Genomic DNA, 12,238 nt, shown 5'->3' with positions numbered 1-12,238 from the left:
CCACGGGGGGCACATCCAGCCCTGCGGCGGGGTCCGGCCGAGCACAGGCGGCCGCGTCCAGGTCGCCGGCGAGGCAGCGCGGTTCACCGCGCGGACACCCAGCCCGGTCTCCAGGTCCCGGCGGAGTCGTGGCCGGCGGCGGTGGTGGCGAGGTGGGCGCGGAGCGTGGCCAGGGCCGGGTGGGGGTTGTCGCGGTGCCAGAGCAGCGAGTGCGGGTAGACGGGCGTCGGGTCGGTCACCGGGATGCGCCGCAGGCCGTGGCCGGCGGGCCAGACGAGACGGGTGTGCCCGCCCATGAAGGTGGCCAGGGCCGGGGTGTCGGCGATGGTGTCCAGAAGCGCGTCGGAGCCGAAGTTGGGACCGGTCGCCTCGATGGTGAGACCGAACTCGGCGACGAGGTCGTCGTAGTACGCGCCCCATTCGGTGCCGGGGACGATGCCGGGCATCCAGATCCGGTGCCCGACCAGCTCGGCGACGGTCACCGACCGGGCGTCCGCCAGCGCGTGGGCGGGACCGGTGAGGAGCTGGAGGGGCTCGTCGAGCACCCTGACGGACTCCATGTCCTCGGGGAGAGGGCGGCCCGGCATGGCGACGGCGCGGAAGGAGGCGTCGATCGTTCCGGACCGGACGGCGGCGACGGCCGCGTCGATCTCGAACAGCATCAGCACGTCCAGGTCGATGTCGGGGTGCGCGCGGTGGAAGCCGCGCATCAGGCCCGACGCGGCGCCGCGGGAGGCGATCACGTCGACGCGCAGCGGACGGCGGCCGGTACGCACGGACGCCACCGCACGGTCGGCGACGCGCAGCAGCTCGCGCGCATGGGGGAGGAACGCCTGCCCGTCGATGGTGGGCTCGGCGCCGCGGGGCCTGCGGGTGAACAGTCGCACGCCCAGGTCGCGTTCCAGTGCCGCGATGCGCTTGGAGACGGCCTGCTGGGTGATCGACAGGTCGGCGGCGGCCTTCTGGAACTGGCCCGCATCCGCGACGGCGGCGAAGGTGCGTACGGCTTCGAGGTCCACGCCGGATCAGCCTAGCGAACAACGGATGGTTGTGGACGGCCGATGCGATGGTTGTTTGACCTGCGGTTGTCCGGTCCGCTTGGCTCTCGTCGGTCAACGTGGGTTTGTTCCGGACGCACTTCAGGGGGCGCACCGAGCATGAGGGGCAGAAGACGGCTGGGCCGGCAGTTCGGCTGGCTGTGGGCGGCATACGCGGTGAGCGCCTATGGGTCGGGGCTGGGGTTCGGGGCGCTGCCGCTCATCGCCGTACTGGTGTTGCACGCCGGCTCCGCCGAGGTGTCCGCGCTGTCGGCGGTGGGCCCCGCGATGGGTGCGCTGATCGCGGTACCCCTCGCGCCGTGGGTGGAGGTCCGGCGCAAGCGCCCGGTCATGATCACGATGGATCTGATCCGGTTCGCGGCCATGGCGACCATCCCGGCCGCCTACGCCCTCGGCCGGCTCGGATTCGTCCAGCTGCTGGTGATCTCAGCCGTGGTCGCCGCAGCCAAGATCGCGTTCAACGCGGCCGGCGGCGCCTGCCTCAAGGCCCTGGTGCGGCCGGACGACCTGCTGCTGGCCAACGCCCGGTTCGAGTCCACCAACTGGAGTTCCATCGCGGTCGGGCCGCCGCTGGGCGGGGCTGCGATCGGTCTGTTCGGGCCGGTCACCACGGTGGTGGCCGATGCGCTCAGCTATCTGCTCTCCGCGCTGGGCATCACCGCGATCCGGGGCCGGGAGGAGGCGCCGCAGCCGTCGGGCGGAGGCCCGGTCCGGCCGGGCGCGGTACTCGACGGCTGGCGACACATCATGGGCGACCCCGGTCTCCGGGCGCTCTACCTCAACAACATGCTCGTCGGCGGCCTGATCATGGCCACCGAGCCGCTGCTCGCCGTGCTCCTCCTCCGCCAGCTCGCCTTCCCGCCCTGGCAGTACGGTCTCGCTTTTGCCGCCCCCTGCGTCGGCGGACTGATCGGCTCCCGGCTGGCCCGCCGCGTGGTGGCCCGCCACGGCCGGCAGTGGGTCTTCCGGACCGTCGGCACCCTGCGTGCCGTCTGGCTGATCGGTCTGGCCTTCGTCCGCCCCGGCGTCGTCGGCCTCGTCACCGTGATAGCCGTGGAACTGGCGATCATCATCAACATGAGCCTGTACACCCCGGTGCTGGCCACCTACCGGCTCGAACGCACGCCCAAGCACCTCGTCGCCCGCACCCTCTCGGCCTGGTCGATCGGCCAGCAGGCGTCCATCGCCACCTTCACCGCGCTCGGCGGTCTGCTCGCCGACGTCACCAGCGCCCGCACCGCGCTCACGGCCGCAGGACTGCTCATCCTGGCCACCCCCCTCCTGCTTCCCCGACGCGACCGGACGGCGCAGCCCGAGCCGGAGCCGTCCCACAGCCCGGCATGACACACGCCGGCTCACCGCCGAGGTCGGCAGGCCGCGGGCGGCCCGGTCGGCGTACGTCGACCGGGCCGGCCCGGCGCCGCCCGGGCGGTCGGTCAGGGCAGGATCTCGACATATCCGTCGGTTCCATGCACACGGATCCGCTGCCCGTCCCGGATCAGCCGGGTGGCCCGCTCCACGCCCACGACGGCCGGCAGGCCGTACTCCCGGGCGATCACCGCGCCGTGGGTCATCAGGCCGCCCACCTCCGTCACCAGGCCGGCGACCCCGACGAACAGCGGCGACCAGCTGGGGTCCGTGAAGGTCGTGACCAGGATGTCGCCCGCTTCGAGATCGGCGTCCGCGATGTCCGGGATGACGCGGGCCCTCCCCTCGACGGTGCCGGCGGAGACCGGGAGGCCGACCAGGGCGCCGGCCGGCACGTCGTCGCGCCGGTACGCCCCGGTGACGGCCTCGCCGTCCGACGTGAGCACCCGGGGCGGCGTGAGCGCGTGGTACGACCGGAACGCCTCCTTGCGCTGCCGGATGAGCCCGTCGTCCACCCGGTGCGAACGTACGGCGTCGTGGAACTCCTGGAACGTCAGGTGGAAGACGTCCTCCCGCTCGGCGAGAACCCCGGCCCGCACGAGGCGCCCGGCCTCCTCCAGCAGGGCCTGCTTGTAGACGAAGTAGCGGCTGACGATGCCGTACTTGGGGTACTCCCGGTATCCGGCGAAGGTCCGGACCCGGTCGATCATCCGCTTGGTCTCCTCGGCCTTACGGTCCCCGTCCGGCAGGGCGCGAAGGCGTGCCAGCACGTCCTCCTCCTCCCGCTGCGCCTTCCGCCGCCCCTGCTCGAAGCGGCGTGCGGCGGCACCCGGCTCGAAGTTCCTGACGTTGTCGAGGATCACGGGCAGGAGCGTGCTCGGGCGCTCGCGCCAACGCGGCCTGGTGATGTCGATCTCGCCGACGCAGCGCATGCCGTACCGGTCGAGGTAGCCCTCCAGGGCGTCACGTGCCTCGGCCCCGCCCGGGAGCTTCGCCAGCCCGTCCAGGAAGTCGTCGTCCTCGACGTCCTGCAGGAACCGCACCACCTCCGGATGCGGGCGGATCACATCCGCGACGTCGAGCAGCTCCAGCCCCATCTCCGACGTGATGTTGTCGGGGGCGGACAGGGTGAGGGTGTCAGCCGCGTTCTTCTCGCCCAGCCACTCCCGCAGCCTGTCGTTGAGCCACCAGGTGGCCTCCATCCCCGCCCTGATCGCCTGCATGCTCAACGGATCGCCGAGGACCCGCTTGTGCTCCTCGAAGGCCTCCAGCAGGAAGTCGAACAGCGCCGGTCCGGTCTTCGTCCGGATGTCGCGCTCCAGCGCGGCGACGGACGCCCGGCTGCGCTCGATCAGCTCGGTGACGATCGCCGGATCGGTGGCGATCGGCGTGGACGCAGCGCCGGCCGGCGGCCCGCCGGGAGCCGCGTCCGGGAGCGACGGGACGAAACCGTCGTGGTCCAGGACGGTCTCCAGAGCGTCCCTGATCAGCGGGTCGCCTCTGCCCATGACGTCCAGCAGGGCGGCGCGGCTCGCGGGGGAGGCCAGGCGACGGGTGACGTCGACGAAGAGCCTCCCGCCGGCCTCGTGCATCGGCACCATGGCCGTCAGCTGCCACATCGAGAGCCCCAGGGGCCTCATGGGGTCGGTCATCATCTGCCCGTGACCGACGGAGACATAGACGTGGTTCTCCCGGTCGCCCGCCTCGGGGACGGGGAACAGTGTGGTGATCGGCCGGCTCTGGACGATCTGGAAGCCGTCGTCGACCAGGCACCACTCGATGTCCTGCGGGCGGCCGAAGTGCGCTTCGATCCGCCGCCCGAGGTCCACCAGCCGTACGGCCTGCGCATCCGTCAGCGCCGGCTGCCGCTGCCGCTCCGGGGCGATCGCCACCTCCTGCGTACCGCCGTCCGGCAGGGCGCGCAGCGCGCGCTCCTTGGAGGCGATGGACTTGGCGACGACTTCGCCGTCGCGCACCCTGAGCACGTCGGGGTTCACCAGGCCGGAGACCAGGGCCTCGCCGAGGCCGAGACCGGCGTCCACGGTGGCGACCTTCCGGTTGCCCGTGACGGGGTCGGCCGTGAACAGGACGCCGGCCGCGTCGGGGCGGACCATCCGCTGGACGACCACGGCCATGTGGACCGTACGGTGGTCGATGCCGTTGCGCCCGCGGTAGGTCACGGCCCGCTCGGTGAACAGCGAGGCCCAGCAGCGGCTGACGTGCCGCAGGACCGCCTCCGGACCCACGACGTTCAGATAGGTGTCCTGCTGGCCGGCGAAGGAGGCCGTCGGCAGGTCCTCCGCCGTCGCGCTGGACCGGACGGCGTAGGCGCTCTGCTCGCCGTACCGGGCGAGCCCGCGGGTGATCGCCTCGGCGAGACCGGCCGGCAGGGCGATGCCTTCGACGGTCCGGCGGATCTGCGCGCTGAGCGTACCGATCGCCTCCCGGTCGTCCGGGCGCAGGCGCGACAACCGGTCGAGCTGGTCGTCGAGCGACGGGGCCTCGGCCAGGGTCCGCCGGAAGGCGTCCGTCGTCACGCAGAAGCCAGGCGGCACGCGGACGCCCTCGATCCGTGAGAGCGCGCCCAGGTGCGCGCCCTTGCCTCCGACGACCGCGACCTGCGTCTCGTCGACCTCTTCGAGGTCCAGCACATACTGCTCGGTCACTGCGACACCTCCGGAGCGGCCGTGATCCGTCGCACTGCGGTGGCCGACCGGATCACCGGCGCCTCCCACTCTGCCGAACCTCCCGCCGGACACGTCCTCGTTCCCGGCCGACCGTCCTTCGGCGAGTCGGCCGTGCGCCCCGGGCGGTCCGGCAGCGCGCAGCCCCGCTCCCTCCGGGCCTGTGATGCGGGCACCTGGGACCGTACTGCCGGTCCCACGACCGGTCCGTCGGGAGCGGGACCCCCGTACGTCGACGACAACACGCGTGTCATGCCTTCCTTTCCGCAGGTAGCGGGCATCGGCCGTCGATTGTGCGCCGTGACCCGGGCCTTGCGGCAAGCCCCCGGGCACGCTATACGTTGAGAGTGGCGGGGAGAGGTCTCTCCTCGCCTCTGTCGTGTGCCGCCCCCGGAACCGTCGAGCTTCTTGCGATGAGGCCCTCCGCGTACCTGTACGCACCGGGTTCCAAGGGCACATGGAGGCGGGCCGAGTCGCCCGGCCGGGGCACGAAGCATGGGCGCGCACCGTCCGACGCGCACCGGTGCTCCGGCCGTGGATCGTGATCGCCCGGGTCGGTAGGGTCGCCGTGTGCCCGAATTGATCGCGCCCACCACCCGCCTGCACTCCACCTGGCTCGAAGCGCGCAACGAGTGGGGTCCCGGCCTGCACGAGGACGGTTTCGGCATCGGGCCGTCGGACGACGTCGACTCACCGGACGGGTTCGCAGCCTGGGTGGCACGGCTGGCCGACGAGTCCGGCCCAAAGGCCGTGGGGAACGGCGGCGGTTGTACGTACCGGTGGATCGTCGAGGGTGACCGGGTGCACGGCGGGATCGCGCTGCGGTACGGGCTCAACGACTACGTGCGCCGGTTCGGCCACATCGGTTACGGCGTCCGACCGTCCTCGCGACGGCGTGGACTGGCCACTTGGGCGCTGGGGCGGATGCTCGGCGAGGCGCGCGCACTGGGCCTCGACCCGGTGCTGATCGTCTGTGAGGCCCACAACGTCGCCTCGGCGAGGACGATCGAGGCCAACGGCGGCGTCCTGGAGGACATCCGGGACTCGGAGTTCGGTGCCGTGCGACGGTACCTGATCAAGACCTAGCACTCCGATCCCGAGGACGGGCCCGGGGCGCGGGTCGGCGAGTCGTCGGGTCATGCCGGGGGCGGGGCCCGAACCGGCCCCGCCCCCGGCCGTGCCCTGTCAGCCCACCGGGACAGCCACCACCATGTACCGGGAGCCGTCCGCCCCCACGACCGGAAGCGGTGCGTCCGGAAGGCGTGAGAACAGCGCCTCGGCTATCTCCCTCGGGTCGTGCTCGGCGGTCAGCGGCTCCTGCAGGGCGGCGCGGATGGCCTGCTCGGTCTCCGCCGACAGCGGACGCCTCCCGCCGTCCCGGATCACCTGGGCCAGCCCCGTCATCTGCTCGCGGGTCAGGTCCGGGCCGAGGCCCAGCCTGAGGGCGGCCGCGGCCACCTGGGCGGCGAGCGCGGCACGGTTCCAGCTCTGGGCCACCGAGCCGGGCGTTCCGGTGGGAAGGAAGTGGATCGCGGTGTCGATCGTGGACTTCATGGTGCCTCCAACACGACAAGCTCCATGGCGGAGCCGACAGCAGCTGGACACCCCGACATGTCGGGGTTGTTCTGACTGCTATTCTCGCGCCCACCACTGACAAATCCGCAGGCCAGGTACCGCGCGCGGAACGACTGCGGCAGGTGGGGGAGTTGCTGCCGTCAGTGCCACGTCTGGTGATGCGCAACCGGATGCTGTCGCTGCTCCGTAACCCTCCGCAGGACGTCCTCCGCCGGATCGTGGCCGACGAACAGGACGCTGCTGCCGGACTGCTGTACGCAACCCTGACCGTTAAGGTGACTCGGCGTCACTTTGTCCCGAATCGTCCATGCCGGGCTCGGCCCGCCTCGCCCGGTGACGCCGAAAGCGGGCCCAGCGGCTGGCCGCAGTGCTGTTGACTGGGTGCCATGGCTGCTCACGAGAGGTTCGCACTGGTCACCGGGGCGAACAAAGGCATCGGGTTCGAGATCGTTCGAGGGCTGGCCCGCGAGGGGTTGACCGTCGTGCTGGCGGCCCGGGACGACAGCCGTCGGCACCGCGCGGTGGCCGCCCTGCACGAGGAGGGGCTGACGGTGGCGGAGGTCGCGCTGGACGTCACCGACCAGGCGAGCGTCGACGCGGCGGCGAGCTGGGTGGAGGGCCGTTTCGGCAGGCTCGATGTGCTGGTCAACAACGCCGGCATCTCGGGCGGCGGTCACCATCTGCCCAGTGCGGCCGACATGGCCGTTGTGGCGGGCGTACTGGACACCAATGTGCTGGGGGTGATGCGGGTGACCAACGCGCTGTTGCCGCTGCTGCGGCGTTCCCCCGGCGGCCGGATCGTGAACGTCTCCAGCGGGGTGGGCTCGATGGGCCACATGACCGATCCCGGCCACTACCTGTCCCGGCTGGAGGCCTCCGCGGCCTACCCCGTCTCCAAGGCCGCCCTGAACGCGCTCACCGTCCAGTACGCCAAGGAGCTGCGTCCACTGGGCATCCTGGTCAACGCGGTGGCTCCGGGCGGCTGCGCCACCGACTTCACCAAGGACCTCGACCTCGCCCTGACGAGAACCGCCGCGGATGGCGCCGCGATAGCCGTCAAGATGGCACTGCTGAACGACGACGGGCCCACCGGCGGCTTCTTCGACGACGACGGCCCCGTCCGCTGGTGACCGTACGCCGACCCGCCGGCCGTCGAGGACGGACGCCCGCAAACTCCGGCACGCGCCTGCCGCTCGACTGGCAAGGCCGGACTCTTAGCCCGTCGACCGGAGCCGTCGCGGCTGCACTGGCGCACCCGTGCTCCGCAACGCCTCACGGCCGGTGGTCGCCGCGGGCCGTCCGCTTCCCCGAACGGTCACCGCCCACCAGTCGGCCTGCCCTGACGCCTGCCCACCAGCAACGCGGCGGGGACCAGGACGAGGCAGGCCACCGGGACGTAGTTCCCGAACCGTTCGTAGGGGGTGCGGGCCGTGGACGGGTGCAGCGTCACCATCAGCGTGCCGCGACGGTCGGGCTCCAGCCGGCCCAGCTGCCGCCCGCGTGCGTCGTACGCGGCCGACTCGCCGCTGAGCACCGCCTGCACCACCGGCCGTGCGGTCTCCGCGGCCCGGACCGCCCCGAGCGAAGCCATCTGCGCGGGGGCCCAGCTGTTCTGGAACGTGGACATCGACGTCTGGTACACCAGCAGCCGCGCCCCCATGTCCGCCTGGGTCCGCGCCATGTCGGGGAAGGTGGACTCATAGGAGACCAGCGGGCCGATCGGCAGGCCCGCGCGGGTCCGCAGCACCACCGGACCCGGGCCGTGCTCCCGGTTGACCCCGGCCGCCTGGGTCATACCGGCCAGCCAGCCCAGCTGCCCGCGGAAGGGGATGTACTCGCCGAACGGGACCAGCCGGGTCTTGGTGTACTGCCCGATCACCCCGTGGGCGTCCAGCAGCACCGACACCTTGGCGATGCCGCCGTCGGCGCGGACCGCGTCCACATTGACCAGCAGCGGCGCTCCGACCCGGGCGGACAGGGCGATCAGCCGGCCCCGGACGGCCGGGTCGGTGGCCAGATCCGATCCCACGCTGCTCTCACCCCACACCACCAGATCCACCCCGCCGCGCCCCCCGGCCAGCCGCTCGGTGAGTGAGACCCCGGCCGCGAGCCGCGATGCCGGGTCGGCGTACAGACCGGGCTGGACGATCGCCACCCGTACCGCACCCGGCGACACAGGGTCGGAGTGCGCGGCGAACCAGACCGGTCCGGCCGCCACCGCCACCACCCCGCCGGCCGCCGCCACGGCCGCCACCCGCGGCGCCCGCGGCTGCGTGACCAGCAGCACCACGGCGGTGTTCCCCGCCACCAGGGCGAAGCCGACCAGCCACACCCCACCGACCGCGGCCAGCCCGAGCGCCGCGGGATGCCGCCACTGACTCGCCCCCAGGACAGCCCACGGCCCGCCCAGCCACTGCCAGGACCGCACGGTCTCGATCAGCACCCACCCCGCCGGTACGCCGGCCAGCGCGGCCACCGCCCCCGCCGGACCCGTCCGGCCGCCGTGCAGCAGCGCCCGTACCAGCACGCCCCACGGCAGCCAGAGCAGTCCCAGCACGGCTGCCGCGAGCGGGAAGAAGAAGCTCAGGCTGGGCAGCAGCCAGTACTGGGTGGCCGCGAGGTACCCGGTGCCGCCCAGCCAGCCGAGCAGCGCCGCTTCACGGGGGCCGGGGGCCGCCCGCAGCAACAGCATCAGGGGCACCAGGACCACCCAGGCCACCGGCCACAGGCCCGGCCCGGGGAAGATCAGCACCGGCAGCCCCCCGCAGAGCAGTGCGCCGATCCGGCAGGCGATGCGCCTCGCCCGGGGCGGGCGCGGCGGGGCTGTCCTCGACCTCGTCCGGGGAGATGCAGGGCTGCTGCGCACACCTCCATCGTGACGTCTCGCGGTCGGTTCGCGACAGCGTCCGCATGCTTGCAGGCCGGTAACGCTGGACGGAGCCACTCCCGGAGTGCTTCCCCCGCGCGAGGGTGGCGGTTAGGACGGGGAGGCGGGGGCTTCCCGCCGTCAACGTCGCGGCGTGGGAGGCGGACGCTCTCGACGGCGACAAACAGCGCACCCGCGGCGGGATGCCGGATGTGCCCCGTGACCGATGTGCGCGCAGGTGCGCCTGTTGGGCCTCGTCCAGGCGCGGCTCCGGGGCCCGTGGAACAGAGACCTGACCGACCCGGACGGGTCACCCGTGTGGCCGGGGGAGAGGGGCGAGGGCAGCCTGGGGTAGACGGCGGTGCCGAGCCGTGGTGCCGCCCCGCCGCCCGTGAGCGGGGAGGACCGGTACGGCGGAGCGCAGCGCCCCTCCTGCTCGCCCGGCACGAACCGTGCCTGGAGGCTTGGTCCGGCCGGTCCCCGATCGGCGTTCGTCGTCTCCACCGTGCCGCCGGGGGGCGGGTATCCCAGGCTGCACCGCGACAGCAGGTCCCCTGGATACGGCAGGCGTTCTCAGACAGGCCGCACGCCCCCCGCCACCCGGCCGGGCCGGCAGCGCCGCAGACCACGCCGCGCGGTCATGCCGGCGCCCCGGTCACGGCCCTTCCTTGAGGAGATCGACGATGACCAAGAAGAAGCACCGGCAGGACAAGCCTCTCCACCCGGGGGACAAGGTCTCCTGGAAGAGCCACGGCAGCGAGACGACCGGCGAGGTCGAGCAGGAGATCACCTCCCGCACCGAGGCCACCGGCCGCACCGTCGACGCCTCCCCGGAGGACCCCGCTCGCGCGGGGACGGACGGCTGCTCTCAGCGGTACCGGCGCACACTCATCCGGACGGCGTGAACGGGGGCCGCATGCCGAGCCACTGCTCGGCGCCCCAGGCCTCGAACCGTTCCACCTCGGTGAAGCCGAGCCTGGCAGCGAGACGCATCGAGCCGACGTTGGCGGTCTGGGTGGTGAGAACCACCGGCTCGCCGGGAAGCGCCCCGGCGAGCCAGCCGAGGGCCGCCGCGCACGCCTCGGTGGCGTACCCGGATCCCCACGCCCGCGGCAGGAAGAGATAGCCGAGATCGACCTTTCCCGCAGCGGCCGGGCGACGGTGCCCCGTGGCTCTCCTGAGCAGGACCTGGCCGATCATCGTCCCGTCGAGCTCGACGGCGAAGCTCCCGGGCCACTGCTCCGGCGGCCCGGACATCTCACGCTCGACCTCGTCACGCGGCCGGGGGCCGCCGAGATAGGCGTGCACCTCCGCCGAGGTGAGCAGTTCGACGAACGCCGCACGGTCACCGGTCTCGGGTTCACGGAGCGTGAGCCGCTCGGTTCTGATCGGCTCCGGCGGCCAGGCCACGGGTCCCAGATGTTCCATCCGTGCACGCTAACAGGTGGTCAGGCCGAGCAGGGGAACGCCTGACCTCACCGCCAAGTCCTGCCTCCTGATGCTGCGTCACCTGGCCGTCGACCACTGGGATGTGTACCGAACGGGGTGGCGAGCAGGCCGCGTGACCCCGCCGCGGTGGTGCTCCACGTTGCGGACGGCCACGAGGGAAGCGACCGTCACCCGTATTCAGCCGGTCACCCGCACGTGCGACTTCGGCCTCGGATCGGAGTCGTGCCCCCATCGGGCGTGAGAACGTGATACCGGCCCGCAGGCGGGAAGTTGTACGCGGCGCTTCACCACGGCGGCACCGCGGTTGCGTCGCCGTCCGACGGGGCAGTCGCGTTGAGCACCGACGAGTCCGGGACGGCTCCGGCCGCGGTCCGGGCCGCCGGCGGCCTGGACCGCCCACGAAGAGGAGGCCGATCAGCAGCCCGGGATGCGGCAGGACCACAAGGCGCAGTGCGCGCGGCGGGGAATCCCCCTGAGGAGACCGCACGTCGCCTGTCCGGCTACGAGCAGCCCGCCGAGTCCACCGACGAGTGAGCAGGAGACGGTCTTGTTCCCCATCACACCAGAGGCCTTCGCGTCCGGTGTCGGCGCCCCCCTCGCCTCGCAGGGGCGGTAGGTGGGCATCCACGGGCAGGACTGGGCGTCGTACCAGTCCGCCACGCCCAGTACCAGAGGCCTGGCTTTCGCCTTCACGAAGATCACCGAGGGGCTGACGTACATCAGCCCCAGATGGGTCCGGCAGCGCGACCATGCCAAGGCCGCCGGCCTGGTCTGGGGCGCCTACCACTACCCCCACATGGCCAACGACCCCCACCGGGAGGCCGACTTCTTCCTGGCCCAGGTGAAGTGGAGCCCCGGCGACATGGTGGTCCTCGACTGGGAGGGCTACGACCAGGCCAACCAGGGCGTGAGCAAGGCACGGCAGGTCCGGTACCGCGACGCGTGGCTCGCCTACGTCAAGGCCAAGTTGCCGCACAATCCCGTCGGCATGTACTGCAACACCGACTACTGGCTGCATGTGGACACCACCGGCAACGCAGGAGACTTCCTGTGGATCGCCACCGCCGGCCGACCCGCGGGGGACCCCGGCATCCAGGCGCCGTGGATGTTCCACCAGTACTCGACGTCCGGCGGAGTCGACCGCGACTACTGCCCGCTCGCCAGTGCCGGCGAGCTCCGCGCGTGGACGCTCAGCTTCCAGCCGCACCCCGCTCCGGCACCCGAGCCCACCCCTGCAC

General features: G+C 72.5%; 10 protein-coding genes. 5 read left to right on the top strand and 5 right to left on the bottom strand.

The window, feature by feature from the left end; all coding sequences use genetic code 11:
* Positions 1–83 precede the first annotated feature (83 nt).
* Positions 84–1,019 (bottom strand): LysR family transcriptional regulator, encoded by a 936-nt coding sequence (locus tag AOK09_RS23085; RefSeq protein ID WP_055589149.1) that lies wholly within the window; start codon positions 1,017–1,019, stop codon positions 84–86.
* 138 nt (positions 1,020–1,157) lie between these two features.
* On the opposite strand from AOK09_RS23085, the gene AOK09_RS23080 reads away from it, so the two are divergent.
* A complete protein-coding gene (locus AOK09_RS23080) occupies positions 1,158–2,402 on the top strand; it encodes an MFS transporter (RefSeq protein WP_055589148.1) in 1,245 nt (414 codons plus the stop codon).
* Positions 2,403–2,494: 92 nt separating this feature from the next.
* Here AOK09_RS23080 and rph read toward each other — a convergent pair whose 3' ends face one another.
* Positions 2,495–5,092 carry a rifamycin-inactivating phosphotransferase gene (rph, locus tag AOK09_RS23075; protein ID WP_055589147.1) on the bottom strand — a complete coding sequence of 866 codons (2,598 nt, stop codon included), beginning with the start codon at positions 5,090–5,092 and terminating at the stop codon, positions 2,495–2,497.
* 588 nt (positions 5,093–5,680) lie between these two features.
* On the opposite strand from rph, the gene AOK09_RS23070 reads away from it, so the two are divergent.
* Positions 5,681–6,196, top strand: a complete 516-nt coding sequence (locus AOK09_RS23070) for a GNAT family N-acetyltransferase (RefSeq protein ID WP_055589146.1) — start codon at positions 5,681–5,683, stop codon at positions 6,194–6,196.
* A 99-nt stretch (positions 6,197–6,295) separates the two neighbouring features.
* Here the strand turns inward: AOK09_RS23070 and AOK09_RS23065 are convergent, their stop codons facing one another.
* Positions 6,296–6,664, bottom strand: coding sequence for a hypothetical protein (locus tag AOK09_RS23065; RefSeq protein ID WP_055589145.1), 369 nt, complete (start codon positions 6,662–6,664; stop codon positions 6,296–6,298).
* A 407-nt stretch (positions 6,665–7,071) separates the two neighbouring features.
* On the opposite strand from AOK09_RS23065, the gene AOK09_RS23060 reads away from it, so the two are divergent.
* Entirely contained in the window at positions 7,072–7,815 is a 744-nt protein-coding gene (locus AOK09_RS23060) for an SDR family oxidoreductase (RefSeq protein WP_055589144.1), read from the top strand.
* 185 nt (positions 7,816–8,000) lie between these two features.
* Here AOK09_RS23060 and lnt read toward each other — a convergent pair whose 3' ends face one another.
* Positions 8,001–9,437 carry an apolipoprotein N-acyltransferase gene (gene lnt, locus AOK09_RS23055; RefSeq protein WP_245687434.1) on the bottom strand — a complete coding sequence of 479 codons (1,437 nt, stop codon included), beginning with the start codon at positions 9,435–9,437 and terminating at the stop codon, positions 8,001–8,003.
* 797 nt (positions 9,438–10,234) lie between these two features.
* On the opposite strand from lnt, the gene AOK09_RS23050 reads away from it, so the two are divergent.
* On the top strand, positions 10,235–10,456 hold the full coding sequence (locus tag AOK09_RS23050; protein WP_055589142.1) for a hypervirulence associated TUDOR domain-containing protein: 222 nt from the start codon (positions 10,235–10,237) through the stop codon (positions 10,454–10,456).
* Here the strand turns inward: AOK09_RS23050 and AOK09_RS23045 are convergent.
* The gene (locus tag AOK09_RS23045) at positions 10,440–10,979 is read right to left on the bottom strand and encodes a GNAT family N-acetyltransferase (RefSeq protein ID WP_055589141.1); all 540 of its coding nucleotides are present in this window, start codon (positions 10,977–10,979) and stop codon (positions 10,440–10,442) included. The genes AOK09_RS23050 and AOK09_RS23045 overlap by 17 nt on opposite strands.
* Before the next feature lie 637 nt (positions 10,980–11,616).
* Here AOK09_RS23045 and AOK09_RS23040 point away from each other — a divergent pair.
* The coding region (locus AOK09_RS23040) for a glycoside hydrolase family 25 protein (protein WP_055589140.1) at positions 11,617–12,238 on the top strand (622 nt) is incomplete at its 3' end.

The sequence above is a fragment of the Peterkaempfera griseoplana genome (assembly GCF_001418575.1).
Classification (GTDB): Bacteria; Actinomycetota; Actinomycetes; order Streptomycetales; family Streptomycetaceae; genus Peterkaempfera; species Peterkaempfera griseoplana.
This window is presented reverse-complemented; position numbering and strand designations above follow the sequence as displayed.